The following is a 23,928-nucleotide window of genomic DNA, read 5'->3' on the forward strand; positions in this document are numbered from 1 at the left end:
AGGCACGGCACCAGACGCCGCGAGCCGCGCCCTTCGGGCGCCCGGCGCTACTTTCGAAACACGCCCTAGACCGGACCCGGACCCGGGGCCGCTGCGGTCGCCGCTCCCAGCGGGGCGGACCAACGTGGCCAGTGGGACTGCCAGTTCTCCGCCGCCTCCAGCTGGGCCGCGAGCGAGATGAGGAGCGGCTCCGAGGCCTCGGGGCCCAGCAGTTGCGCGCCCACGGGGAGCCCCTGGGGGGTGAAGCCCGCCGGGACGTTCACGCCCGGCCAGCCGAGGACGTTCCAGGGCCAGGCGTACGGGCAGGCCGCGATGATCGCCCGCTCGGTGTCCAGGGAACCCCGGTCCTCCAGGGCGCCGACGCGCAGGGGGGCGGTGGCGGTCGTGGGGGTGAGGACCACGTCGTAGCGGTTGAAGATCTCCCCGATCCGGTGCTGGTGCAGGGCCTCCGCGCGGCGGGCCGCCCGCAGGGGCAGGCCGCTGAGGATCCGCCCCATGAGCGTCGCCTCGCTCGTCCGCGGGTCCAGCAGCGAGGGATCCGGCACCCGGGCGGCCCACTCGTGCACGCCCCCGGTCGCGCGGGGTATGAAGCTCAGCCCGATCTGCCCGTACCGGGGGTCCTCCAGGGCCACCTCGTGACCCAGCTCCTCCAGCCGCCCGGCCAGCCGCTCCACGGCGCGGCGGATCGAGGGGTCCAGCGACTTGGAGGTGCCGGTGAACGGCATCGCGAAGGCGAGCGCGATCCGCAGCCGCCCCGGTTCGGTGCGGGCGGCCCGGGAGGCGGAGATCGGCGCGGGCCGGTGCAGGTCGCCGCGGTGGGACCCGCTGGCCGCGTCCAGCAGGAGCGCGGCGTCCGCGACCGTACGCGCCAGCACGCCGTTGACCGTCAGCCCGCGGAAGGCCTCCGGCTCGGGCCAGGTGGAGATGCGGCCGCGCTGCGGTTTGATGCCGACCAGGTGCGTCCAGGCCGCCGGGATCCGGATGGAACCGGCGCCGTCCGATCCCAGCGCGGCCGGGATCAGCCCGGCGGCGACGGCGGCCGCCGATCCGCCCGAGGAGCCGCCGGGGGTGAAGGCCGGGTTCCACGGGTTGCGGGTCGCGCCGAAGGCGGGTCCCTCGGTGAGCGGCCACTGGCCCAGCTCCGGGGTCTGCGTCTTGCCGACGACGACCGCGCCCGCGGCGCGCAGGCGGCGTACCGCCTCGCTGTCCTCGGCCTTCGGCGGGAAGTCACCGGCGCACCCGAAGGCCGTCGGCAGCCCCGCCACGTCCATGTCGTCCTTGACCGCGAGCGGCACGCCGAGCAGCGGGAGCCGCTCCCCGGCGGCGAGCCGCCGGTCGGCCGCGTCCGCCTCCGCGAGGGCCGCCTCGGAGTGCACGATCCGGAACGCGTTCAGCTCCGGCTGCGAGGCCTCGATCCGCTCCAGGCACTGTTCGGTGAGCCAGCGCGAGGTCACGCTGCCGTCGGCGAGCGCCCTGACCATGTCGGCGAGGCCGGGCACCCGGTGCGGGGTCGGGAAGGGGGGCGGGCCCGGCGGCGAGCCGGGAGCCAGGACGGCCGTGGTGCCCGGGGCCAGGAGCGCGGTCGTCGTACCAGGAGCCCTACCAGGAACCGTGCCAGGAACTGTGGTCATCGAAACCGGACCTCCCCGTTACTCATCGGTATACCGACCGTAACGGGGAGTTCTGGAAGCTTGCTATATCCATCCTTCAAGCGAGGTCATGAAGCCCTCGAAGTCGTCGCGGTGGATGGTGTGACCGGCGCCCGGCACCGAACGGACCTCGAACCCGCGGGAGGTGAGGACGGCGCCGCGCTCCGCGTCGATCAGGAAGCTCGGATCGGCCAGCTGGACCAGGGACGGCACCACCGGCGCGGCGGGCAGCAGGTCCGTACCGGCCAGGGGGGCCAGGCACAGCGCGGTGGCCTCGTCCCAGGCCGCCAGGGTGAGCAGCTCGACGTCCACGTCGGCCTCCTCCCAGCGCGGGCTCAGCATCCGGATCCGCTCCTTGGACGCCGACTTGAACGCGGCGAACATCTCGGGGCCGAAGCCCTCGCCGAGCGGGGCCAGGTGCCAGGCCGGGTCGGAGTACACCGCGCGCCGCGGCCGCAGCCGGTCCACGGCCAGGGAGAGCGTGAGGCCGCCGAGGGAGTGGCCGAGGGCGAGGTCCGCCCCGGCGGGGAGGGTTTCGACCAGGTCGTCGGCGAAGCCCTGCGGGGTGTAGTCGCCCCGGCCGCTGGCCCCGTGGCCGCGCAGGTCGACCGCGATGACGCGGTACCCGAGGGCGGCGAGCGCGGGGCCGACCCGGCGCCAGGTGCGGTGGTCGGACATGATGCCGTGGACGAGCAGGGCGACGCGGTCGCCCTCGCCCCAGGTGTGGGTGTGGAGTTGCACGGAGTGCCTTTCTGCGGGACGCGTGGTGCGTGGTGCGGGTGTGTCGTACGAGTCTGCCGGTGAGCGGTCGTCAGCGGACGCCGCGGATCGGCTTCACGGCCAGCGCCCCCGCGATGGAGAGCACCGCCGCGATGACGAACAGGGCGGTGTACCCGCCGCTGACGGACACGATCACCGAGGCCACGAACGGCGCGACGATCTGGGGTCCGGCGTTGGCGATGTTGAGGACGCCCATGTCCCGGGCCGCGTCCTCGGCCTTCGGGAGCACCATCGTCACCAGCGCCGTGTCGACGGCCATGTAGCTGCCGAAGGCGAGGCCGTTGACCACGGAGAAGGCGAGCATCGCCGACCAGCTCGCCGACAGGGCCGGGATGAGGAGCGCGACGGCCGACAGCAGCGCGGAGGCGCCGACGAAGAGCTTGCGCCGGTCGAAGCGGTCGGAGAGGTAACCGCCCAGGACCGTCGAGACCACCATCGCGACGCTGGTCAGCGGCATCAGGAGGGCCACCGCCTCCTCCGGCTCCATGCCGGCGGGCAGCAGGGTGTGGTCCTGGAGGATGTACAGCTGGTAGCCGCTCACCGAGAAGTACCCGAGGACCAGCAGCGCGCGCCCGATGAAGGCCCACCGGAAGTCGTGGTCGCGCAACGCACCGACGAAGGCGGCCAGTTGGGCGCGGACGGGCAGCGGGGCGCGGGCCGGGAGGCGCTGCTCGCGGCTGCTCGCCGTGAAGAGCACGGCGGCGCCCGCCACGACCGCGCCGAAGACCAGGTAGCCGGTGCGGTAGTCGTCGGAGAAGGCCGCGCCCAGCAGGGCGCCCAGGGTCGAGCCGAAGGGCAGGCCGAGTCCGACCGCGGCCGAGGCCTTGCCGCGGGCGCCGACCGGGATCCGGTCGGGGACCACGGAGGTGATGGCGGCCTGGTAGACGTTCATCACGGCCTGGCCGAGGCACCAGGCGATGGTGATCAGCAGGATCGTGTCGGCGAGCCCGAGGAGGAACATCGCGGGGACCGCCGCGAGGCCGCCGCCCAGGATCCAGGGGTTGCGGCGGCCGCTGCGGTCCGAGAGGGCGCCCGCGACCGGGTTGAAGACCGTGGCGAAGACCGCGGAGACCCCCGCGATCAGGCCGAAGTTGGCGACCTTGTTCGCCGGGTCGATGTGTTCGACCTGCAGCGCGAGCAGGATGCCGGCGACTCCGATGTAGAGCGCGTACATCGCGGTGTTGCCGATGAGGAGCAGGGGGAGCAGGCCGCGTGCGGGCGCGGGTGTCGAGGGCGCGGCGGCGGATGCGGCGGGGGTGGCGTCGGCGGTGCCGGTGCCGGGGGAGGAGACGGCCACGGTGCCCTCCTGGGCAGGGATGTCGGGCGGGTGAGGGGGTGCGCGCCGCCCCGTCGTGACGGCGGGGGTGCGTCGGAACACGACGGGGCGGCGGCACGGTGCGACACGGGTTGCGGCACGGTCGGTGCAGGGGTTGTGACGACCGGGTTACACGTGTCAATGAATCGTGTAACCACTGTGTAGCATCCGATTCCGGCCATCCGCTAGCCCCCGAGCCCCACCGGTCTGGAAAGATGCCACGGCAATGCCTCCCTCACCGAAGTCGTCCCCGAAGCGACCGTCGCCGCAGTCGTCCGCCCCCTCGGCGCCGCCCCCGCCGCCCGTCCCGGGGTCCACGCGGGGCCCCGCCGCGCCCGGACCGCCCGCCGCCACCGAGGTCGTCGCCGCCGCGCCCGCCGCCACCGAGCTGGTCGCCGCCGCGGCCGCCGCCCCTCCCGTGTCGCCCGCCCCCGCGCTGCCCGCCGCGCCGACCAGCGCCGACGTGGCCCGGCTCGCCGGTGTCTCGCGCGCCACGGTCTCGTACGTCCTGAACAACGCCGAGGCCGTGCGCATCAGCGAGCCGACCCGCCGCAAGGTGCGCGAGGCCGCGGAGGAGCTGGGCTACGTCCCGCACGCGGCCGCCCGCAGTCTGCGGGCCGGGCACACCCGGATCGTGCTGCTGCCCACCTCGCACGTCCCGGCCGGGCCGCTGTACAGCGCCTTCTTCAACGAGCTCCAGTGGGCGCTGCGCCGGCTCGACTACACGGTCGTCCAGTACGGCAGCCTCGGCCTCACCGGGGACCAGGCTGCCCGCGCCTGGGCCGAGCTGCGGCCCGTGGCGGTGATCTCCCTCGGCGAGATCGTCCTGAGCGCCCACAACGTCGAGACCCTCAAGCGGGCCGGTGCCCGCGCCGTGATCACGCTGGGGCCGGTCGGCGTCGCCGGGGCGCACGCGCTCGTCATGGACCAGGCCGAGGTCGGCGCCCGGGCCGCGGCCCACCTCGTCGAGCGCGGCCACCGCCGGATCGGTGTGATCGTCCCCGAGGAGGCGGGCCTGGAACTCTTCTCCGCGCCGCGCCTGGCCGGCGCCCGGGCGGCGGCCGCCGGTGCGGCCGCCATCGAGCCGCTGCCGATGGCCTACACCGAGGAATCGGCGCGGGCCCTCGCGGCCACGTGGCCGGAAAACGCCCCCGATGCCGTCTTCGCCTACAACGACGAGTACGCGATGCTCCTCATGCGCGCCCTCCAGGACGCGGGGCTGCGGGTGCCCGAGGACGTGGCCGTGATGGGCGCCGACGACCTGCTGCTCGGCCGCCTCCTGCGGCCGCGCCTGAGCACGGTGCGGATCGAGATGCCCACGGGCGACCACCTCGCGTCGCTGGTGGACCGGGCGGTGCGGGAACCCTCGGAGGTACCGGCCCGCCGCGACCTGCTGGCCGCGCGCGCCGTCCCCCGCGAGTCCACCTGAGCGCTCGGGGCCCGGGCGAGGGGCCGGGCCGGGCGCGGCACGGGGCGCGGCGATGGTTCCGACCGCGCTTCCGTGACGGCTGCGCGCGACGGGCGGCCCTCGTCCGGGCTTTGGCTGACCCGGCACGCGATCACTCGCAGCCGTGCACGCCCCGCGGTTCCGGCGCGTCCGCGGACCCGCCGACGCGCCGGAACGGTCGGTCCGCTAGCTGGGCTCGCCGGTGATGGGCAGGTTGATGACGGCGTCAGCCTCGAGGCCGGTGTCGATCGCGGCCGCCGCGACCGTGGCCTCACCCGAGAGGGTCAGCTCGAGGGCATGGGACTGAAGCTTCCGGTCGTCAGAGGAAGGCGTTTCGGGCACGGAACTCTCCGATCATGAACGGCGACAAGGCGGCACACAGTGTGGCAGCCCCGGCCGCGGCGGAGTGCGGGAACCATGACCTCGTCCCCGGCCCGTGAGCGCGCCCAGCACGGAAGGGCGGTCGGAACCCGGAGATCGGGGCGGTGCGGCCGGCGCGCGGGGCGGCCGGCCAGGTCAGGGCGGCGCCGGGGGGCGTTGACAGGCCGCGAGCCGGGGACGGAGACTGCGGGCGCGCCCACCGGCGCGCCCGCACGGATCTGCCCAGGAGACCCCGCATGCGCATCCGCGACGTCTACATCGTCGACGCCGTCCGTACCCCGATCGGCAAGTTCGGCGGTGCCTACGCCGGGGTGCGCCCGGACGACCTGGCCGCGCACGTGGTCCGCGCCCTGGTGGACCGTACGCCCGCGCTCGACCCCGCGCGGATCGACGACGTGGTCTTCGGCGACGCCAACGGCGCCGGAGAGGACAACCGGGACGTCGCCCGCATGGCGGTACTGCTGGCCGGTCTGCCGGTCACGGTCCCCGGGGTCACCGTCAACCGGCTCTGCGGATCGGGCCTGGAGGCCGTGATCCAGGCGGCCCGCGCCATCGCCCTCGGTGACGCCTGCGTGGCGATCGCGGGCGGGGTGGAGTCCATGACCCGCGCCCCCTGGGTGATGCAGAAGCCGGAGCGGGCCTTCCCCGCGGCCCACCAGCAGATGTGGTCCACCACCTTGGGCTGGCGGATGACGAACCCCCGGATGCCGCAGGAGTGGACCGGGTCGCTGGGCGAGGGCGCGGAACTGGTCGCGGACAAGTACGCCCTCACCCGCGAGGCCCAGGACGCCTTCGCCCTGGAGAGCCACCGCAAGGCCGCCGCCGCCTGGGCGGCGGGGGAGTACGCGGCCGAGGTCGTCCCGTACCCCGGCGTCGACCTGCTGCGCGACGAGTGCATCCGGGAGGGCTCGACCATGGAGGCCCTCGCCCGGCTGAAGCCGGCCTTCCGCACCGACGGCCGGGGCACGGTCACCGCGGGCAACGCCTCCCCGCTCAACGACGGGGCCGCGGCCCTGCTGCTCACCGACGAGGCGGGGCTCGCGGCGACCGGGCGCGAGCCGCTCGCCCGGATCCGGGCCTCCGCGGTCACCGGGATCGAGCCGCAGCTCTTCGGGCTGGGGCCGGTCGAGGCGGTCCGGCGGGCCCTGGAGAAGGCGGGCCGCGGCTTCGCGGACCTGACCACCTTGGAGCTCAACGAGGCCTTCGCCGCGCAGGCGTTGGGCTGTCTGGAGGCCTGGCCCGAGCTGGACCGCGGCGTGGTCAACCCGCGCGGCGGGGCCATCGCGCTGGGCCACCCGCTGGGCGCCTCCGGGGCCCGGCTCGCGGGCTCGGTCGCCCACCAGTTGGCGGCTGCCGGTTCGGGGACGGGGATGGCCGCGCTGTGCATCGGGGTGGGTCAGGGCATCGCCCTCGTGCTGGAGCGCTGACGGGCCGGGGCGGGGGCCGGGAGCCGCCGGGGCGCGGGGTCGGCGGGCCGCACGGACACGCGATCGATTCCGGACACGTGCCGGCGGCAACTGCCCAATAAGTGAACAGAATTGGGAACTCCGTTCTGACACGATGGCGCGTGCCGCCCCCCACCCCCGCAGCTCCGCCCCACCCATCGGAGGCCCCGCGCCATGCCGCTCCTCGATCCGCAGCTCTGGCAGGACGGACCGACCCTGGCCGGGGGTACGGCACCGGTCGTCGAACCGGCGACCGGCCGCACCCTGGCCACCCTCGACCTGGCCTCGGCCCCCGACGTCGCCGAGGCCGCCGTACGGGCCCGGGCCGCGCAGCGTGACTGGGCGCACGCCACGCACCTGGAGCGCGCCGCGGTGCTCCGCCGGGCGGGCGACCTCTTCACCGCCCACGCCGAAGAACTGCGCGGGTGGCTGATCCGCGAATCCGGCTCGATCCCCGGCAAGGCGGACTTCGAACTGCACGTCGCGGCCCAGGAGTGCTACGAGGCCGCGGCGCTGGCCTCGCGCCCGACCGGGCAGGTGCTGGCGACCGAGGCGCCCCGGCTCTCGTACACCCGGCGCACTCCGGCCGGGGTCGTCGGGGTGATCGCCCCCTTCAACGCCCCGCTGATCCTCGCCATCCGCTCGGTCGCGCCCGCGCTCGCCCTCGGCAACGCCGTGCTGCTCAAGCCGGACCGGCGCACCGCCGTGTGCGGGGGGCTCGCGCTCGCCGCGGTCTTCGCCGCCGCCGGGCTGCCGGCCGGGTTGCTGCACGTCCTGCCCGGGGACGCGGACACCGGGGCGGCGGTGGTCGCCGACCCGCTGGTGCGCGTCGTCTCCTTCACCGGCTCCACCGCGAGCGGCCGCACCGTCGGGGAGTCGGCCGGTCGTCACCTCAAGCGCGCGCACCTGGAGTTGGGCGGCAACTCGGCGCTGGTCGTGCTGGCCGACGCGGACGTCGAGGCCGCCGTGGCCCAGGCGTCCTGGGGGTCCTTCTTCCACCAGGGCCAGATCTGCATGACCGCGGGCCGCCACCTCGTGCACGCGTCGCTCTACGACGAGTACGTCGAGCGGCTCGCCGCCCGGGCCGAGGCGCTGGTGGTGGGGGACCCGTACCGGGAACAGGTGCACCTGGGGCCGCTGATCGACCGCGCCCAGCTGGAGCGGGTCCACGCGCTGGTCGAGGCGAGCACCGAGCGGGGCGCGAAGCTGCTCGCCGGCGGCACCCACCAGGACCTCTTCTACCGGCCGACGGTGCTCGCGGGCGTCGGCGACGACACCCCCGCGTACGCGCGGGAGGTCTTCGGGCCGGTGGCGCCGGTACGTTCCTTCGCCACGGAGGAGGAGGCGATCGGCCTCGCCTCGGCGGGCCCGTACGGGCTCTCCCTCGGCGTGGTCACCCGTGACGCGGCGCGCGGGCTGGAGCTGGCCGATCGGATCCCCACCGGGATCGTGCACGTGAACGACCAGACGGTGAACGACGAGGCGGTCGCCCCCTTCGGCGGTGTGGGCGCCTCCGGCAACGGGGCCCGGTTCGGCGGCGAGGCCAACCTCGACGCCTTCACGGAGCTGCGCTGGACGACGGTCCGCCGCACCCCGGCCGGCCACCCGTTCTGACCCGACCGGCCCCGGTCGCGGGGTCGCGGAATGCCTGCGGGGCCCCGTTCGTTCCAGGGAGCAGGAAGCGCGACAAACGGAGGTCTGGAAACCGTGGCTACAGTCGAACTCACCAAGGAGAACTTCGACCGGACGGTCAGCGAGAACGAGTTCGTGCTGATCGACTTCTGGGCGTCGTGGTGCGGTCCCTGCCGGCAGTTCGCCCCGGTCTACGAGAAGGCGTCGCAGACCCACTCCGACCTGGTCTTCGCGAAGGTGGACACGGAGGCGCAGCAGGAGCTGGCGGCCGCCTTCGACATCCGGTCGATCCCGACCCTGATGATCATCCGGGACCAGGTGGCCATCTTCGCCCAGCCGGGGGCGCTGCCCGAGGCCATGCTGGAGGACGTCATCGGCCAGGCCCGCGCGCTGGACATGGACGAGGTCCGCACGAAGATCGCCGCGGAGAAGGCGAAGACCGAGGGGGCGGGCCCGGCCGAGCCCCCCGCGCAGGCGTAGCACCACGCCGGGCCGCCCGGATCCTCCGCACCTCCCGCGGGCCGCACGTACAGTGACCCGGTACGAGCCCCTGACCGGGATTCCCGCGGGTCCTGGTGGACCGTGCGGAACCCCTGGAAGGTGTGTATGTCACAAGCGGTGGAGTACGACGTGCTGGTCCTCGGCGCAGGACCGGCCGGGGAGAACGTCGTCGACCGGGTCCGGGCGGCCGGGCTGAGCGCGGCGCTGGTGGAGAGCGAACTCGTCGGCGGGGAGTGCTCGTACTGGGCCTGCGTGCCCAGCAAGGCACTGTTGCGCCCGGCCCTCGCGCGCGCGGACGCGCGCAAGGTGCCGGGGCTGGCCGACGCCGTCCGCGGGCCGCTCGACGCGGCGGCCGTGCTGGCCCACCGGGACTACTGGACGAGCAACTGGAAGGACGACGGCGGACGCGACTGGCTCGCGTCCATCGGCGTGGACCTCTACCGGGGGCACGGCCGCCTCTACGGGATCCGGAAGATCGCCGTCACCAGCCCCGAGGGGGAGCACACGGTGCTCTCCGCCCGGCAGGCCGTGGTCGTGGCGACCGGCACCCGGGCGCTGCTGCCCGACCTGCCGGGGCTGGCCGGGGCCCGTCCGTGGACCAGTCGCGAGGCGACCTCGGCCGGGCAGGCCCCGGAGCGGCTGCTGATCGTCGGGGGTTCGGTGGTGGCGGTCGAGATGGCCACCGCGTGGCAGGCCCTCGGCTCGCGGGTGACGCTGCTGGTGCGCGGCGCGGGGCTGCTGCCCCGGATGGAGCCCTTCGCCGGGGAACTGGTCGCCGAGGCGCTGCGGGAAGCGGGCGCGGAGGTCCGTACGGGCGTGGACGTGGAGGCCGTGGTGCGCGACGGGGCGACCGGGCCCGTCACGGTCGTGCTCACCGGCGGGGAGACCCTGGAGGGCGACGAACTCCTGATGGCCACCGGTCGGGTGCCGCGCACCGACGACATCGGCCTCGACACCGTGGGCCTGGAGCCCGGTGGGTGGATCGCGGTCGACGAGAGTTGCCGGGTGCCCGGCACCGATTGGCTGTACGCGGTCGGGGACGTCAACCACCGTGCGCTGCTCACCCATCAGGGCAAGTACCAGGCGCGGATCGCGGGGGCCGCCATCGCCGCCCGGGCGGCAGGCACCGCGACCGGGGCGGACGAGGGGCGCTGGGGCCCGTACGCGGCCACCGCGGACACCGTCGCCGTACCGCAGGTGGTGTTCGGCGACCCCGAGGCGGCGGCGGTCGGGCTGACCGTCGCGGAGGCCGAACGGGCGGGTCACCGGGTGCGCGCCGTCGACTACGACCTCGCGCGGGTGTCCGGGGCGGGGCTGTACGCCGACGGGTACCGGGGCCGGGCCCGGATGGTCGTGGACCTCGACCGCGAAGTCCTCCTGGGCGCCACCTTCGTGGGCCCGGGGACCGCCGAACTGGTGCACGCGGCCACCGTGGCGGTGGTCGGGGAGGTACCGATCGCCCGGCTGTGGCACGCGGTTCCCGCGTTCCCGACGATGAGCGAGATCTGGCTGCGGCTGCTGGAGACGTACCGGGACGCCGACGGCGGGTCCTAGGAGGCGGTCGGGCCGGGAGGGCGCGGGCCGCGGAGGGGGAGGGGGCGGCTGAGGACGAGGTTGGTGGTGGTGCTGCCGAAGGCGGCCAGCTCGTCGACCACCTCCTCCAGGTGGCCCATCGAGGTGGTCGCCACCTTGAGGACGTAGCAGTCGTCCCCGGTGGTGCGCAGGCATTCGAGGATCTCCGGGCGCGCCTCCAACAGGCGCCGCAGCGGCTCGTGCCGGGTGCCCGGGCCGGGGTACTTGAGCCGGACCACCGCCAGCACGCCGTACCCGGTCCGCTCCAGGTCCACGTCCGCCCGGTACCCCGTGATCACCCCGGCCTCCTCCAGCCGCCGCACCCGCTCCTTCGTCGCGGAGGCGCTCAGGTTCACCCGTCGGGCCAGCTCCGTGAAGGCGACCCGGCCCTCGCTCTGGACCTCCCTCAGGATCGCCCAGTCCGTCGCGTCAAGAGTCTCGGTCATCGGGCCAGAATACCGGCGGATCCACGGCCGAACTGCCCTGGCGCAGGCGGGAGTCACTTCTACGGGTCCCGCCGCCTGGCTAGGCTCGACGGTGTGAAGATCGGAGTGAACGTCCCCAATTTCGGCCCCGGCACCGATCCGGGAGTCCTGCGCGGCTGGGCCCGGACCGTGGAGGACCTGGGCTACGACCTGTTGATGGTCTCGGACCACGTGGCCATCACGCCCGACGTCGCCGCACGCTATCCCGCGCCCTTCTACGAACCGTTCACCACCCTGTCCTGGCTCGCCGGCCTGACCACCCGGGTCCGGCTCGGCACGACGGTGCTCATCGCTCCCTACCGGCACCCGCTGCTCACGGCCCGGATGGCGGCCAACGTCAACGAACTGAGCGGCGGACGCCTGGTCCTGGGCATCGGGGCGGGCTGGGCGCGGCAGGAGTTCGCGGCCCTGGGCGTCCCCTTCGCGCGGCGGGGCCGGTTGACCGACGACCACCTGCGCGGCCTCCGCGAGGCCTGGGCGGACACCGCCGGATACGGGGACCGGCCGATCCCGGTGTGGGTCGGCGGCAACAGCGACGCGGGTCAGCGCCGGGCCGTGCGCTTCGGCGACGCGTGGCATCCGCTGCGCCCCACCGTGGCGTGGCTGCGCGAGGCGGCGGTGCGGCTCGCCGCGCACGCGGACGACCTGGGGCGGCCCGCGCCCGCCCTCGCGCCCCGGATCGCCCTCGGGCTCACGGCGCGGCCGGTCGTCGGGCCGGACCGGCTCGCCGGGCAGGGAACGATCGGGCAGGTCGTCGAAGACCTCGCCGCCCTGCGGTCGTTGGGCGCCGAGGCCGTGATCCTCGACCCCTACGGCGGCGACCCCCGCCAGACGTGCCACCCGGAAGCGGCCTGGCAGGCACTGGCGACGGTGGCCGCGCACCTCACCCCCTCACCACGCACCGGAACGGAGCACCCGTCATGACCACACCCGAGGACCGGGCCTTCCTGCGGCGGGCGATCGCGCTCGCGGGAGAGGCGGGCGAGCGCGGCGATCCCCCCTTCGGCGCACTGCTGGCGGGGCCGGACGGGGCGGTGCTGGCGCAGGAGCGCAACACGACCCGCGGCGACGCGGACATCACCGCGCATCCGGAACTGAAGCTGGCGCGCTGGGCCGCGCGGGAGCTGGACGCGCCCACGGCGGCGGGCACCACGCTGTACACCAGCTGCGAGCCGTGCGGGATGTGCGCGGCGGCCATCCGGCAGGCGGGCCTGCGGCGGGTGGTGTTCGCGCTGTCCGGTGAGCAGCTGGCCGGCATCAGGCCGGGCAGCGGGCGACCGCCCGTACCGCAGGAGGGTCCCTTCCTCTTCGAGGAGGTGCGGGAGACGGTCGCCCGGTACTACCCGCGGTAGGGCCCGGGCCCACCGGCGCGCGCCGCAGGTGCGGGTGGCGGAGGGCGAACCGGTCGTGGAGCGGGCGGAGTTCCCGACGGAGCGGCCGGGTCCGGACGGCCGGAACCACCCTTCCCATCTTGATCGAAATTAGGTTAGCCTCACCTAAGTCGAGATGGACGGGGCGGGCTCCGCGCCGTCCTCCGGCCTTCCCACCCCTGCTTCCGCGCCCGAAAGGTGTTCCCCGATGAGTGCCGCCCGCACGCCCCGCACCGCCGCCCGCAACCTCGTCCGCACGGCCGTCGCCGCCACCGCCACCCTCGCCGTGGCCCTGGGCATGGCCGGCTCCGCCTCGGCCGCCACCTCGACCCGCACGGTCACCGACGGCGGCGCGACCTACCACCTCTCGCTCACCGCGCCCGGCGCCGCCGCCGCGACGGGCCAGAACATCACCGTCACCGGCAGCGGCTACAACACCGCCAAGGGCGTCTACGTCGGTCTCTGCGCGGTCAGCGGCGCCCAGGGCGCGGCCAAGCCCACGCCGTGCCTGGGCGGTTCGGACCAGGCCGGCACCACCGGGGCCTCCCACTGGGTCTCCAACGTCGGCGGCGGCACGCTCCCCAACACCTCCGTCTTCGGGCCCGGCGGCAGCTTCAGCGTCACCATCCACGTCAAGGCCGACCTGGGCAACGGCCAGATCTGCGGCGAGACCGTGGAATGCGCGGTCGTCACCCGCGCCGACCACTTCAACTCCGGGAACCGCGCGTACGACGTGCACGCCCCGGTGACCTTCAACTAGCCGCCCCGGTCGACCGGTCGATCCCATGACACTCCGCCATCACAGCATCGTCGGCGCCACCGTCACGGCCACCGCCGTCACCTCGGTCGCCGTCGTCCTCGGCGCGCTCGCGGCGGGCACCGCGGCGTCCGCCGCGAGCGGTGCGCCCGCCGCCACCGCGAGCTACCGGGCGGTGGCGCAGTTCACCACCACGGGACGGCCCCGCGACCTGCTCCTGCACCCCGACTCCGGCAAGCTGTACGTCGGTTCGGCGGATCTGCCGGACACCACCGGGGTCAACGAGAACGGGCTGTACGTACTGGACCCGGCCGACGGGAAGGTGCGCAGCACGGTCGGCCGGGCGCCCGGACCCACCGGCGCGCTCGGCCCGCGCGCGGTGGGCCGCTTCGCGGGCCCGCTGCCCGGTGACGGCGCCGCCTTCGTCTATCCGCTGCGCGGCATCGGCACCGCCAAGGACGGGGACCCGGCCGTGACGGGCGGCTGGCTCCCGGGGGCGACGGTCACCGACGTCGGCCCGGGCGCCACCCCCGGCACGGTCCTCGTGGCGCAGGGCTCCGTGCTGGAGGAGGTCGACACCGCCGCGGTGAAGGTCGGGCGCACCCTCGCGCTCGACGGCGGAACGGAGTTCGCCGTCGACGCGGCGCGCGGCGCGGCCTGGTTCGCCGACTACGCCGGTCGCGCGTTGTACCGGGTCGACCTCGCGTCCTTCGCGGTCGCCGCCACGGTCCGGCTCCCCGCGGGGGAGGGGTTCGGCGGATTCGTCGAGGTGGACCCGGAGACCGGGGCCGTGTGGGTCGGGCTCGACAACTCCGTGCTCGTGTACGACCGTGCGGGCGCCCCCCTCGGCACGGTCACCGGAGCGGACCTGCCCCGGGCGGCCGCCTTCGACCGTGCCACCCACCAGGTCTTCGTGGTCTGGCAGGACGCGGGGGACCCGGCCAGCCCGGGCAGCGACGGCGACGGCACGCTCACCGTGCTGGGCTCGGCGGACCGGAAGGAGGCCGCGCCGCCCGTCGTCCTGCCGGGCAACCAGGTGCAGTTGGGCGCGGCCGCCATCGCGGTGGCCCCCGGCGCAGGCGTGGTGTTCGTGTCCGACCCGGCCGGAGCACGGATCACCCGGCTGGAGCGGGTCGAGCCGAGCCCGACGCTTACCCCCGCTCCCACGGACGGGAGTTCGCCGCCGACGACCCCGGGTCCGGGGCCCTCGCCGACGTCCACGCCCGGCCCCACGGGCCCGCCGGGGCCCTCACCCGCGCCGTCGGGTTCGTCGCCCGCCCCGTCCGCGTCGACCGGCGCCCAGGTGCCGGTGATCACGACCGGCGACGGCGGAGACCCGGGTACCGCGGGCGGTGCGGGAGGCGGGTCGGGCGGTGCTCCGGCATCCGGCGCCGGGGTGTCGGGATCGGCTTCCGGTGGCACGGTCGGCGGCGCTGGTTCCGGCGCCGCGGGTGGCGCGCTCGCGTCCACCGGTGTCGCCGTCACCGCCCTGGCCGGTGCCGCGTCGGCGCTCCTGGCCGGTGGCGGCTGGCTGCTCGCCCGCCGTGGCCGCCGCACGCCGGACGCCGGAGACCTCTCCGGGGACCGGCAAGGTCCGCACGGGACGATCTAGGTCGGGAGCGTCGCGCGCCGGTAGCTGCCGCCGTCGCGGGTCCGCGTCAGCAGGCCCGCGATGACCAGGTAGCGCCGCAGCGCGGCGCTGTCGTCGTGCACGGAGCGCAGCGCCCCGTTGACCTCGGGCTCGGTGTAGTCGCGGTCCGGCTCGAACAGGGTCTCGGCCAGGTGTCGCAGGAGCTGCTCGCGGCGGGCCGGTTTGCGTGGGACCGCCTTGAGTCGGCCATGGGCGGAGAAGAGGTCGGCCACGGGGTCGCGTTCGGTGCGGCCGGACGGATGGGGCGGGTGCTGCGCTGCGTTCTGGGACATGAGCGGCAGCCTCGCCCGGCGGCCGTGGGCGGGGCAACCGGTTTTCCCCGCCCGGCAAAAAGTGACGCTCCTTCATCTTACTGATTGGTAGTCCCCGCCAGTACCCTCCGGGAACCGTTCCCCGCCTCTCGGAGGAGCACCCATGAATCGCCCCACCGCCCGCCTGCGCGCCGCCGTCGCCGGCGGGCTCATCGCCCTGGGCGCCGCCCTGTTCTCCCCCCTCGCGACCGCCTCGGCGGCCCGGGCCGCCGCCGACCCCGTCCCGCTCCCCGTCGCGGACTACTGCGGCGGCCAGTGCTCCGACATCCTGCCGCCCGGCCAGAGCGGCAACGCCACCCTCGCCCAGATCCTGCTCCACAAGGCCTTCGGCACCCTCCCGGCCCACACCTCGGACCAGTTGGCCCGCTACGCCTCGCTGGCGGGCGGGTACCAGGGCCTGACCGACGCCAAGATCAACGACTTCTTCAACGACTCCTCCTTCGGCGTCCCCGCCGCCCAGGTCGAATCGACCGTGAGCCCGCGCCCCGACGTCACCATCACCCGGGACAAGAAGTCCGGCGTGCCCCACATCAAGGGCACCACCCGCTACGGCACCGAGTACGGCGCGGGCTACGCCGCCGCCCAGGACCGGCTGTGGCAGATGGACCTCTTCCGGCACGTCGGCCGCGGGGACCTGACCCCCTTCGCCGGCGGCGCCCTCGCCAACCAGGGCCTGGAGCAGGAGTTCTGGCCCCAGGCCCCCTACACCGAGGCCGACCTGCAGGCCCAGGTGGACCGGATCCGCACCACCGAGGGCGAGCGCGGCCGCCAGGCGATGGCGGACGCGCAGGCGTACGTCGACGGCGTCAACGACTACCGGACGCAGTCGAAGAACGGCCGCTACTTCCCCGGCGAGTACGTCCTCACCGGACACATCAACTCGATCACCAACGCGGGGGAGATCCAGCCCTTCACCCTCACCGACCTGATCGCCCTCGCCTCCGTCGTCGGCGGACTCTTCGGCGGCGGTGGCGGCGGCGAGGTGCAGGCCGCGCTCTCGCTCCTGGCCGCGCAGCAGAAGTTCGGCCTGGAGGAGGGCACCCGGGTCTGGGAGTCCTTCCGCGAACGCGAGGACCCCGAGGCCGTGTTGACGGTCCACGACGGAACGAGCTTCCCCTACGCCCAGAAGCCGGCGGACCCGCAGGGCACCGCGCTCCCGGACGCCGGGTCGGTCGTCGCCGAACCGCTGGTGTACGACCGCAAGGGCGCCGCGGCCACCGCGGCCGCGGCGAACCCGCCCAAACCGATCAAGCAGAGCATGTCCAACGCGCTCCTCGTCTCCGGCGCGAAGACCGCGAGCGGTCACCCCGTCGCCGTCTTCGGCCCGCAGACCGGCTATCTGGCACCCCAGTTGCTCATGCTCCAGGAGCTCCAGGGCCCGGGCCTGAGCGCGCGCGGGGCCTCCTTCGCGGGCGTGAGCATGTACGTACAGCTCGGACGCGGCCAGGACTACGCCTGGAGCGCGACCTCCGCCGGGCAGGACATCACCGACACCTTCGCCGTCGAGCTGTGCGAGCCGGGCGGCGGCGCGCCGAGCACCGCCTCCGCCTCCTACCTGTTGCGCGGGACCTGCACGCCCATGGAGAAGCTGGAGCACAGCAACGCCTGGACCCCGAGCGTCGCCGACGGCACCGCGGCGGGCTCCTACCGGATGCAGGTGTGGCGCACCGCCTACGGCATCGTCACGCACCGCGCGACCGTCGCGGGCAAGCCGGTCGCCTACACCGCGCTGCGCTCGACCTACCGCCACGAGGCCGACTCGATGATCGGCTTCCAGATGCTCAACGACCCCGCGTACGTGACGGACGCGCACGCCTTCCAGGAGGCCGCGCAGCACATCGGCTACGCCTTCAACTGGTTCTACGCCGACTCCCGCGAGGCCGCCTACTACAACAGCGGGCTGAACCCGGTCCGCGCCGCCGGGGTCGATCCCGCGCTGCCCGTCTTCGGCCGGGCCGCCTACGAGTGGCGGGACTTCGACCCGACCGCGAACACGGCCCGCTACACGCCGCCCGCCGAGCACCCGCGGTCCATCGGGCAGGACTACTACATCAGTTGGAACAACAAGCAGGCCAAGGGGTACGGCGCGGCCGGCTTCGGGATGGGCGCGGTGCACCGCGCCAGCCTCCTGGACGACCGGGTCAAACCGCTCGTCGCCGCGGGCGGGGTCACCCGGGCCTCGCTCACCCGGGCCATGGAGGACGCGGCGGTCACCGACCTGCGCGGGGAGAACCTGCTGCCCGAGCTGATCGACGTCCTCACCAGCGCGCCCGTGGGCGATCCGGCTGCGGCCGCCGCGGTGCAGAAGCTGACCGCCTGGCGCGACGCCGGCAGCGAGCGCAAGGAGACCGCCCCGGGTTCGCAGACCTACGCGAACGCCGACGCGATCCGCATCATGGACGCGTGGTGGCCGCTGCTGATCGAAGCCGAGTTCAAGCCCGGCCTCGGCGCCCCCCTGTACGACGCGCTACGGGCCTCGCTGACCATCGACGAGGCGCCCAACGCGGGCCACGGGCCCACCGGTTCGCACGCCGGATCCGCGTTCCAGTACGGCTGGTGGAGCTACGCGGACGAGGACCTGCGGATGGTCCTCGGGCGGCCGGTGGCCGATCCGCCGTCCCGGGTCTACTGCGGGGGCGGCTCGCTGAGCGGCTGCCGCGAGGTCCTGCTCGCCACCCTGAAGCAGGCGGCGGCCGCTACCCCGGCCGCGGTCTACCCGGCCGACGGCACCTGCGCCGCCGGAAAGCAGTGGTGCGCGGACGGCATCGTCCAGCGTCCGGTGGGCGGGCTCGCCCACCCGATGACCACCTGGCAGAACCGGCCGACCTACCAGCAGGTGGTGGAGTTCCCGGCGCACCGCTGAACCGGCCCGCCCCGCGCGAAGGCCCCGCCGCCCCCGGTGCGTACCGGAGGCGGCGGGGCCGCGTTCACCGTGCGGGGATCAGGGAGCGACGGTGATCTGCTGGGCCGGGTCGGTGGTGTCCGTCACCTTGTACACGGCGTTGAAGGTCGAACTGGTCGCGCTCGTCGGACAGCCGAAGCCGCCGGTGACCGTGACCGGCACGGTGGCGTTCGTGAAGGTCAGGCTGGAGGGGGCGCCGTTGGTCCAGGTGCCCGCGACCGCGGCCGGACCGCTGGGGGCGGTGGTCACGGTGCAGGTGGCGAGGCCGGTCGTGTGCACGACCAGACCGCCGGTGGGCACGGTCATCGTGGCCGTGATCGGCGAGCCGTTCTGCATCGAGACGGACCACGCGCCGCTCGTGGTGACCGTCGGCGTGACCCCGGGGATGCTGGAGGTGCACGAGCTGTACGTCGGCGGCGAGATGGGCGAGGAGACGGGCCCGGCCGCGTTGTGGTTGCCGGGAGCGGCCGGGACCGAACCCGTCGAGACGGAGACCGAGCAGGTCACGGTGACCGAGCCGGCCTTGAGGGTGGCCTTGCCGCTGAGCGTGGCCTTGAAGGCGTGTCCGGCGGGCGAGACGGTGGTCGAGCCCGCCAGGGGTAAGGGGCTCGCCGTCGCGGGGACGGAGCCCAGGGTCAGGGCCCCGGCGGCCGCGAGGGCGGCGGACAGGGCGAGTGCGGTGCGGGTGCGCGTACGGGTCATGACGGCGCTCCTTGGGGATCGGTGTCCTGCGTGGGGGGCGCAGGAGAGGGGGGAGGAGTGGTGTCCGTGGGGGGAGTGGCGGACGTGCGGCGGGACGCGGCGGAAGGCTGCCAGGCGAACATCAGACCGCCGCCGAGGATGCCGAGCAGGGTGCCGATCAGGAACCCGCCCAGATTCGACAGGACCAGCGCGGCGGTGGCGATGAGCGTCGTGAGGATCCCCGCCAGGGTGCGGTGCTGAGGGGAGAACCAGGCGGAGAGCCCCATCACGATCATGACGATCCCCATCAGGACGGACGGGATGCCCGCCACGCCCTGCTGGAGCATGATCTTCAGCGGTGCCAGCGGCAGCGCGCAGATCTCGGCTCCGGCGAGGAGGGCGAAGAAGCCGCCCCAGAAGGGTCTGCTCCGCCTCCAGCGACGGAACCTGCCGGGCCGCCGGCCGCCGCCGGACGGGGTGCCGGTCTCCGGGCCGGTGCCGTCCCGGGCGCCGCCCCGGGTCAGAAGCATTCCTTCTTGCCCTTGCTGATGTTCATGTTGAGGCCGGAGAGCTTGAAGGTGCCGGCGTTGGTCGCCCACGCCGTCTGGTGCAGGTTGCTGATGGTGACGCTGTCGGCCTGCTGGGCGAAGAGGTCCTGCATGCCCACGGCCTCCGTCGGACCCTTGTCCAGGGTGGAGGCGTCCCGGCCGATCTCGATGTTGCTGAAGACCGCGTCGCCGGAGAGCTGGGTCGCGTCCACGAAGAGGTTGCTGGCCTCGACCGGAGCCTTCTGACCCGCCGTGAGGTTGAGCGAGATGTCGCCGATCAGCGGGAGCGTGGTGACCACCGACTGGCAGAGGCTGTGGAGCTTGGCCTCCTTGATGGCGGTGACCGCCACCGGGATGAGCTCGTTGCGGGCGTTGACGTCGACGCTGCCGTACTGGGCGAAGCCCTCGCCCTCCAGGCTCTGCGCCGAGACCTTGAACTGCTGCCCCGAGACGGCGAAGGAGGCGGCGAGCGCGCCCTGCGCCAGGGCTATCCCGAGGCCGGCCGTGACCGCGACCGCCGGGAGGGTCAGGACGGCGAAGCGCCGCCATCTGACCCGGCCGTCAGCGCTGTTGACAGCGTTGTCAGGTAAGTTCTGGGAATCTTCCACCGGATGCCCCTATATATCGGCTGTGCACCGTTGTTACCGACGAGTTGAATGTAAGAGTGCCAATGGTGGTTGGCAAGGTTGCGGGAACGCCCGGTTTCGGCCGACTCCTACTGCTCCGTACGCAGCAGTTCGGCGGCCTCGGCCTCCACCCGCCGGGCCATCGCACGGGCGAACTCGGCGGCCACGACCTCGCCCGCCACCGGACGCAGGGCGGCGACCGCATCCGTGATGTGCTGAACCTGGGTGGCCGAAAGGTGCTCCAGCCCGGCCGGGCCGATCACATGCGATCGGAAGAGTCCCACGAACCGGTCCGCGAGCGCAGCCGCTTGGGTCTGTACGAAGTCCCCCGCGTCCAGGATCTCGGTCAGCGGCACCCCCTGGCGCACCAGCGCCACGGTCGCCTCCAGCAGCCCGCGACTTGGGAAGGTCACCGCGTCGCCCTCGATCGTGAGGTACCGCAGGGCCGCGGCGCGCCGGGTGTGCTGCGCGGTGGCCGCCGCGCCGAACAGCGCGCGCAGCTCGGCCAGGGTCATCGTGACCGGGTCCTCGCGCACCCAGCCCCGGGTCATCTCCCGCTCCAGGCCCAGGAGTCGGCCGATCCCGCCGCCCTCCTCCCAGGCGCGCAGCAGCTCCGCGATGCCGTTGACGGTGTAGCCCCGGCCCAGGAGGTCGCTGATCAGTCGCAGCCGGGCGAGGTGGTCGTCGGAGTACCAGGCGATCCGGCCCTCGCGCAGCGGCGGCGGGAGCAGGCCGCGTTCCTGGTAGTAGCGCAGGTTGCGCACCTTCACGCCCGCCGCGAGGGCGACTTCCTCCCGGCGGTAGCGGGCCGGGGGCCCGTCGTCGCGGTGCGCCGCGCGCTCGCCCGCCGATGGGGTCGGCCCGACCCGGCTGCTGCTCACGGGGCGAGTCTAGGGCGTGATCAGGACGTGCCTGGCCGGTACCGGCGGGTACCCACCGCTCGCCGTCCGGTGGCGGGCGCTCACTCCCCGGCGGGTCGGTCCTTGGGCGCGGGGGCCTGCTTGACCGCGCGCAGGACCACGAACTTCGGGTCGCTCGCGACGAGTTGGCTGTTCCCGAAGAGCCGGCGCAGCCGGACGTGGTAGCCGAGGTGGCGGTTGCCCACCACCCACAGCTCGCCGCCGGGCCGCAGGGCCTGGCGGGCCTGGGCGAACATCCGCATCGCGGTGGCCTCGGTCGTCGCCTGGTGCGAGTGGAACGGCGGGTTGTTCAGCACCAGGTCCACGGAGCCGTCCGGCACCCCGGCGAGCCCGTCGCCGACCAGGAACTCGGCCCTGTGGTCGCCCTCCGGGACGTTGGCCCGGTAGGTCGCCCGCGCCGAGGCCACCGCCTGGTACGACTCGTCGGTGAAGATCACTTCGGCGCCGGGCTCGGCGAGCGCGGCGGCCGTGCCGACCACGCCGTTGCCGCAGCCCAGGTCTACGATCCGGGCGGCGCCGGTGCGCTGCGGGAAGTGCTGGAGCAGGAAGCGCGTGCCGATGTCGAGCCGGTCCGCGCAGAAGACCCCGGCCTCGTTGACCGCGGTGAGCCCGGAGGCCGCGCCGGAGTCCTCGTCCAGGGTGTAGGTCAGCGGCCAGGGACCGGGCGCGGCGGCCTCGCGGGCGGCCTGCGGTCCGGGCGTGGCGAAGATCAGCCGGGCCTTCTTCTCCGCGAGGGAGGTCCGGGTCGGGCCGATGATGCGCTCGAAGAGCCGCAGCGTGGAGGTGTGGATGTCCTTCACCATGCCGGTGCCGACGACCACGGTGTCCGCGTGCAGGTGCGGGGCCAGCCGGTGCAGCTGGTCCTCCAGCAGCGCCAGGCTCTTGGGCACGCGGACGATCAGGACGTCGATCCGCTCCGGCGGGGCGTCCTGGGTGGTCAGCAGCCGGACGTCGGCCTCGGGCACCCCGGCGCGCGCCAGATTGAGGCGGGTCGCCTCGTGGGCGAGGGAGGAGTCCGTGATCTGTACCGGCCGGTGCGCGGCCAGCGCCGTCACCAGGGCCCCCCAGCGGTCCCCGAGGACGGTGATCTGCCCGTCCAGCTCCACCGGGGGGCGCTCGCCGGTACCGGCGGCGAGGTGCCGCAGCAGGTACTCGTCGGCGGCGTCCCAGGCGCGGAGCCGGTCACGGGGGTCCTCGGGGAAGCGGGTGAGCTGGTGGGAGCCGAAAGGCGTGGTGAGGCAGTTCATATGGGACCCAGGCTAACCGAGTGCGGGCTCCGCGCCCGCACCCGGCGGCGCCGGGGCGTCCGTACGGGCCTCCCCGGCGCGGTCCGCCTCCCGGGACTCGGGGAACTCACCGGCCATCGCGGCGGCGATGCGCAGGTGCGGGGCCGCCTCGGCCGCCCGCCCCTGGCGCTCCAGGGTGCGCCCGAGCAGCAGCTGGGCGTAGTCCTCCACGGGCCAGCGCTCCAGCAGGGCGCGCAGTTCGCGCTCGGCGAGCGAGAGCCGGGCCGAGTGGTAGTAGGTGCGGGCCAGCAGCAGCCGGGGAGCCAGCTGCTCGGGGGCCTCGGCGGTCAGGGTCTCCAGCACACGGGCGGCGGGGACGTACTCCTTGGCGTCGAAGAACAGCCCGGCGCGGGTCCAGCGCTCGGCCGCCGTGCCCTGCTCGTAGTACGCGGCCGGTGCCTGGGCCGGGGCCTTGCCCTCAGGGTTCGGCGTCGGGTCCATCGGCGTGTCCATCGGTTCCTCCCGGCCCTGCCGGACCGTTCGGTCCGTCCGGCCTGTTCGGTCGTCGGGTGTGCGGTGGCTGCAACACGCGCGCCGCGCCGGACATTCCGTGCGGTCGCGTCGTGCCGGGCGCCGTGACGCGGTGAAGCTTTCCGGTCACGGCACTAGGTTGTGCCCATGAGCAATCTCGAACGCCAGCCCGCCCTGTCCGCCTGCGGCGGGCGCGGCTTCGTCGTCGCCGAACCGGTCCGTGAACTCCTCAGCCCCCGCCGGGTCACCCTCGGCGCGGGCACCGAAGTGCGCCGACTGCTGCCGAACCTGGGACGCCGCATGGTCGGCGCCTGGTGCTTCGTCGACCACTACGGCCCCGACGACATCGCCGACGAGCCCGGCATGCAGGTGGCCCCGCACCCCCACCAGGGGTTGCAGACCGTCAGCTGGCTGCACCAGGGCGAGGTCCTGCACCGCGACAGCGTCGGCAGCCTGCAGACCGTCGGGGTCCGCGAACTGGGCCTGATGACCTCCGGCAGCGGCATCAGCCACTCCGAGGAGAGCCCCCGCCGGCACGCCCGTTTCCTGCACGGCGCCCAGCTGTGGGTGGCGCTCCCGGACGCGCACCGCCAGGTGGCCCCGCACTTCGAGCACCACGGCGAGCTGCCGCACGTCACCGCTCCGGGGCTGTCCGCCACGGTGATCATGGGCACGCTCGACACCGCGACCTCGCCCGGCACCACGTACAGCCCCCTCGTCGGCGCCGACATCACCCTGGCCGCCGGGGCCGGGGCCAGGCTGCCGCTGGAGCCCGACTTCGAGTACGCGGTCCTGTCGATGGCGGGCGAGGCGGTGGTGGACGGCGTTCCGGTGCTGCCCGGATCGATGCTCTACCTGGGCTGCGGGCGCACCGAGCTGCCGCTGCGGGCCTCCTCGGACGCGAGCCTGATGCTGCTGGGCGGGGAGCCGTTCGAGGAGGAGATCCTCATGTGGTGGAACTTCGTGGCCCGCACCAACGAGGAGATCCAGCAGGCCCGTTCGCAGTGGATGGGCGGCACCCGCTACGGCGAGGTGAAGGGGTACGACGGCGCGCCCATCCCGGCCCCCGAGCTCCCGCCGGTCCCCCTCAAGCCCCGGGGCCGCGTCCGCTGACCCGGGGGCGGCCCCCGGCTCCCGACGGGCGCCGGGGGCCGCCCCGAAATATGATGTGCGCGCCAGTCCGTCACACCTGGGAGCG

Annotated in this window: 22 protein-coding genes and 1 pseudogene; 11 read left to right on the forward strand and 12 right to left on the reverse strand. The window is 74.4% G+C overall.

Going from position 1 to position 23,928, the window contains the following annotated elements; genetic code table 11:
• Positions 1-65: 65 nt before the first annotated feature.
• The 3 genes from ACFWAR_RS23595 to ACFWAR_RS23605 all read right to left on the reverse strand — a co-directional run bounded on the left by ACFWAR_RS23595 (position 66) and on the right by ACFWAR_RS23605 (position 3,726).
• Positions 66-1,481 (reverse strand): amidase, encoded by a 1,416-nt coding sequence (locus tag ACFWAR_RS23595; RefSeq protein ID WP_385780515.1) that lies wholly within the window; start codon positions 1,479-1,481, stop codon positions 66-68.
• A 213-nt stretch (positions 1,482-1,694) separates the two neighbouring features.
• Positions 1,695-2,390 (reverse strand): alpha/beta fold hydrolase, encoded by a 696-nt coding sequence (locus ACFWAR_RS23600; protein WP_385780392.1) that lies wholly within the window; start codon positions 2,388-2,390, stop codon positions 1,695-1,697.
• A gap of 70 nt (positions 2,391-2,460) precedes the next feature.
• Positions 2,461-3,726, reverse strand: a complete 1,266-nt coding sequence (locus ACFWAR_RS23605; RefSeq protein ID WP_385780395.1) for an MFS transporter — start codon at positions 3,724-3,726, stop codon at positions 2,461-2,463.
• Between the two features lie 244 nt (positions 3,727-3,970).
• Between ACFWAR_RS23605 and ACFWAR_RS23610 the strand changes: the two genes are divergently transcribed.
• On the forward strand, positions 3,971-5,173 hold the full coding sequence (locus ACFWAR_RS23610; protein WP_385780398.1) for a LacI family DNA-binding transcriptional regulator: 1,203 nt from the start codon (positions 3,971-3,973) through the stop codon (positions 5,171-5,173).
• A 204-nt stretch (positions 5,174-5,377) separates the two neighbouring features.
• On the opposite strand, the gene ACFWAR_RS23615 is transcribed toward ACFWAR_RS23610, so the two are convergent.
• Positions 5,378-5,533: a hypothetical protein gene (locus ACFWAR_RS23615; protein WP_385780400.1), complete on the reverse strand. Its 156-nt coding sequence runs from the start codon at positions 5,531-5,533 to the stop codon at positions 5,378-5,380.
• Positions 5,534-5,808: 275 nt separating this feature from the next.
• Here ACFWAR_RS23615 and ACFWAR_RS23620 point away from each other — a divergent pair, with 275 nt between their 5' ends.
• The 4 genes from ACFWAR_RS23620 to ACFWAR_RS23635 all read left to right on the forward strand — a co-directional run bounded on the left by ACFWAR_RS23620 (position 5,809) and on the right by ACFWAR_RS23635 (position 10,704).
• Positions 5,809-6,999 (forward strand): thiolase family protein, encoded by a 1,191-nt coding sequence (locus tag ACFWAR_RS23620; protein ID WP_385780402.1) that lies wholly within the window; start codon positions 5,809-5,811, stop codon positions 6,997-6,999.
• Between the two features lie 192 nt (positions 7,000-7,191).
• Positions 7,192-8,631 (forward strand): aldehyde dehydrogenase family protein, encoded by a 1,440-nt coding sequence (locus ACFWAR_RS23625; protein WP_385780405.1) that lies wholly within the window; start codon positions 7,192-7,194, stop codon positions 8,629-8,631.
• A 93-nt stretch (positions 8,632-8,724) separates the two neighbouring features.
• A complete protein-coding gene (trxA, locus tag ACFWAR_RS23630; RefSeq protein ID WP_385780407.1) occupies positions 8,725-9,129 on the forward strand; it encodes a thioredoxin in 405 nt (134 codons plus the stop codon).
• 126 nt (positions 9,130-9,255) lie between these two features.
• On the forward strand, positions 9,256-10,704 hold the full coding sequence (locus ACFWAR_RS23635) for a dihydrolipoyl dehydrogenase family protein (RefSeq protein WP_385780410.1): 1,449 nt from the start codon (positions 9,256-9,258) through the stop codon (positions 10,702-10,704).
• On the opposite strand, the gene ACFWAR_RS23640 is transcribed toward ACFWAR_RS23635, so the two are convergent.
• Positions 10,701-11,168, reverse strand: a complete 468-nt coding sequence (locus ACFWAR_RS23640) for an Lrp/AsnC family transcriptional regulator (protein ID WP_385780412.1) — start codon at positions 11,166-11,168, stop codon at positions 10,701-10,703. The two genes, ACFWAR_RS23635 and ACFWAR_RS23640, sit on opposite strands and share 4 nt — an antisense overlap.
• A gap of 93 nt (positions 11,169-11,261) precedes the next feature.
• Between ACFWAR_RS23640 and ACFWAR_RS23645 the strand changes: the two genes are divergently transcribed.
• The 4 genes from ACFWAR_RS23645 to ACFWAR_RS23660 all read left to right on the forward strand — a co-directional run bounded on the left by ACFWAR_RS23645 (position 11,262) and on the right by ACFWAR_RS23660 (position 14,946).
• The gene (locus tag ACFWAR_RS23645) at positions 11,262-12,131 is read left to right on the forward strand and encodes an LLM class flavin-dependent oxidoreductase (RefSeq protein ID WP_385780414.1); all 870 of its coding nucleotides are present in this window, start codon (positions 11,262-11,264) and stop codon (positions 12,129-12,131) included.
• On the forward strand, positions 12,128-12,559 hold the full coding sequence (locus ACFWAR_RS23650; RefSeq protein WP_385780417.1) for a nucleoside deaminase: 432 nt from the start codon (positions 12,128-12,130) through the stop codon (positions 12,557-12,559). Before ACFWAR_RS23645 ends, ACFWAR_RS23650 begins: the two co-directional genes overlap by 4 nt.
• 226 nt (positions 12,560-12,785) lie before the next feature.
• Positions 12,786-13,337 carry a hypothetical protein gene (locus ACFWAR_RS23655; RefSeq protein ID WP_385780419.1) on the forward strand — a complete coding sequence of 184 codons (552 nt, stop codon included), beginning with the start codon at positions 12,786-12,788 and terminating at the stop codon, positions 13,335-13,337.
• A gap of 25 nt (positions 13,338-13,362) precedes the next feature.
• On the forward strand, positions 13,363-14,946 hold the full coding sequence (locus tag ACFWAR_RS23660) for a YncE family protein (protein WP_385780422.1): 1,584 nt from the start codon (positions 13,363-13,365) through the stop codon (positions 14,944-14,946).
• Here ACFWAR_RS23660 and ACFWAR_RS23665 read toward each other — a convergent pair.
• Positions 14,943-15,257, reverse strand: a complete 315-nt coding sequence (locus ACFWAR_RS23665; protein WP_385780424.1) for a DUF2087 domain-containing protein — start codon at positions 15,255-15,257, stop codon at positions 14,943-14,945. The two genes, ACFWAR_RS23660 and ACFWAR_RS23665, sit on opposite strands and share 4 nt — an antisense overlap.
• Before the next feature lie 142 nt (positions 15,258-15,399).
• On the opposite strand from ACFWAR_RS23665, the gene ACFWAR_RS23670 reads away from it, so the two are divergent.
• Entirely contained in the window at positions 15,400-18,159 is a 2,760-nt protein-coding gene (locus tag ACFWAR_RS23670; protein ID WP_385780426.1) for a penicillin acylase family protein, read from the forward strand.
• 78 nt (positions 18,160-18,237) lie between these two features.
• On the opposite strand, the gene ACFWAR_RS23675 is transcribed toward ACFWAR_RS23670, so the two are convergent.
• From ACFWAR_RS23675 to ACFWAR_RS23700, 6 genes and pseudogenes are all read right to left on the reverse strand, one after another.
• Entirely contained in the window at positions 18,238-18,900 is a 663-nt protein-coding gene (locus ACFWAR_RS23675) for a hypothetical protein (protein ID WP_385780428.1), read from the reverse strand.
• The gene (locus ACFWAR_RS23680) at positions 18,897-19,409 is read right to left on the reverse strand and encodes a DUF6114 domain-containing protein (protein ID WP_385780431.1); all 513 of its coding nucleotides are present in this window, start codon (positions 19,407-19,409) and stop codon (positions 18,897-18,899) included. The genes ACFWAR_RS23675 and ACFWAR_RS23680 overlap by 4 nt, the downstream gene beginning before the upstream one ends.
• Positions 19,400-20,035 carry a DUF6230 family protein gene (locus ACFWAR_RS23685; RefSeq protein ID WP_385780434.1) on the reverse strand — a complete coding sequence of 212 codons (636 nt, stop codon included), beginning with the start codon at positions 20,033-20,035 and terminating at the stop codon, positions 19,400-19,402. The genes ACFWAR_RS23680 and ACFWAR_RS23685 overlap by 10 nt, the downstream gene beginning before the upstream one ends.
• A 107-nt stretch (positions 20,036-20,142) precedes the next feature.
• Positions 20,143-20,934 carry a MerR family transcriptional regulator gene (locus ACFWAR_RS23690; protein ID WP_385780436.1) on the reverse strand — a complete coding sequence of 264 codons (792 nt, stop codon included), beginning with the start codon at positions 20,932-20,934 and terminating at the stop codon, positions 20,143-20,145.
• 80 nt (positions 20,935-21,014) lie between these two features.
• Entirely contained in the window at positions 21,015-22,220 is a 1,206-nt protein-coding gene (locus ACFWAR_RS23695; RefSeq protein WP_385780439.1) for a methyltransferase, read from the reverse strand.
• 96 nt (positions 22,221-22,316) lie between these two features.
• Positions 22,317-22,700 (reverse strand): annotated as a pseudogene (locus tag ACFWAR_RS23700) (tetratricopeptide repeat protein); the annotation flags it as partial.
• Positions 22,701-22,877: 177 nt separating this feature from the next.
• On the opposite strand from ACFWAR_RS23700, the gene ACFWAR_RS23705 reads away from it, so the two are divergent.
• Positions 22,878-23,843 (forward strand): pirin family protein, encoded by a 966-nt coding sequence (locus ACFWAR_RS23705; protein ID WP_385780442.1) that lies wholly within the window; start codon positions 22,878-22,880, stop codon positions 23,841-23,843.
• Positions 23,844-23,928: the final 85 nt, after the last annotated feature.

Origin of the sequence: Streptomyces sp. NPDC059917 (assembly GCF_042730635.1) — a bacterium.
In the GTDB taxonomy this organism is placed as follows: domain Bacteria; phylum Actinomycetota; class Actinomycetes; order Streptomycetales; family Streptomycetaceae; genus Streptomyces.

Coding starts and splice junctions, on each gene's coding strand:
- ACFWAR_RS23610 (WP_385780398.1), top strand. CDS start 3,971: ATGCCTCCCTCACCGAAGTCGTCCCCGAAGCGACCGTCGCCGCAGTCG.
- ACFWAR_RS23635 (WP_385780410.1), top strand. CDS start 9,256: ATGTCACAAGCGGTGGAGTACGACGTGCTGGTCCTCGGCGCAGGACCG.
- ACFWAR_RS23620 (WP_385780402.1), top strand. CDS start 5,809: ATGCGCATCCGCGACGTCTACATCGTCGACGCCGTCCGTACCCCGATC.
- ACFWAR_RS23595 (WP_385780515.1), bottom strand. CDS start 1,481: ATGGTCAGGGCGCTCGCCGACGGCAGCGTGACCTCGCGCTGGCTCACC.
- ACFWAR_RS23665 (WP_385780424.1), bottom strand. CDS start 15,257: ATGTCCCAGAACGCAGCGCAGCACCCGCCCCATCCGTCCGGCCGCACC.
- ACFWAR_RS23670 (WP_385780426.1), top strand. CDS start 15,400: ATGAATCGCCCCACCGCCCGCCTGCGCGCCGCCGTCGCCGGCGGGCTC.
- ACFWAR_RS23660 (WP_385780422.1), top strand. CDS start 13,363: ATGACACTCCGCCATCACAGCATCGTCGGCGCCACCGTCACGGCCACC.
- ACFWAR_RS23680 (WP_385780431.1), bottom strand. CDS start 19,409: ATGCTTCTGACCCGGGGCGGCGCCCGGGACGGCACCGGCCCGGAGACC.
- ACFWAR_RS23640 (WP_385780412.1), bottom strand. CDS start 11,168: ATGACCGAGACTCTTGACGCGACGGACTGGGCGATCCTGAGGGAGGTC.
- ACFWAR_RS23695 (WP_385780439.1), bottom strand. CDS start 22,220: ATGAACTGCCTCACCACGCCTTTCGGCTCCCACCAGCTCACCCGCTTC.
- ACFWAR_RS23705 (WP_385780442.1), top strand. CDS start 22,878: ATGAGCAATCTCGAACGCCAGCCCGCCCTGTCCGCCTGCGGCGGGCGC.
- ACFWAR_RS23655 (WP_385780419.1), top strand. CDS start 12,786: ATGAGTGCCGCCCGCACGCCCCGCACCGCCGCCCGCAACCTCGTCCGC.
- ACFWAR_RS23650 (WP_385780417.1), top strand. CDS start 12,128: ATGACCACACCCGAGGACCGGGCCTTCCTGCGGCGGGCGATCGCGCTC.
- ACFWAR_RS23625 (WP_385780405.1), top strand. CDS start 7,192: ATGCCGCTCCTCGATCCGCAGCTCTGGCAGGACGGACCGACCCTGGCC.
- ACFWAR_RS23675 (WP_385780428.1), bottom strand. CDS start 18,900: ATGACCCGTACGCGCACCCGCACCGCACTCGCCCTGTCCGCCGCCCTC.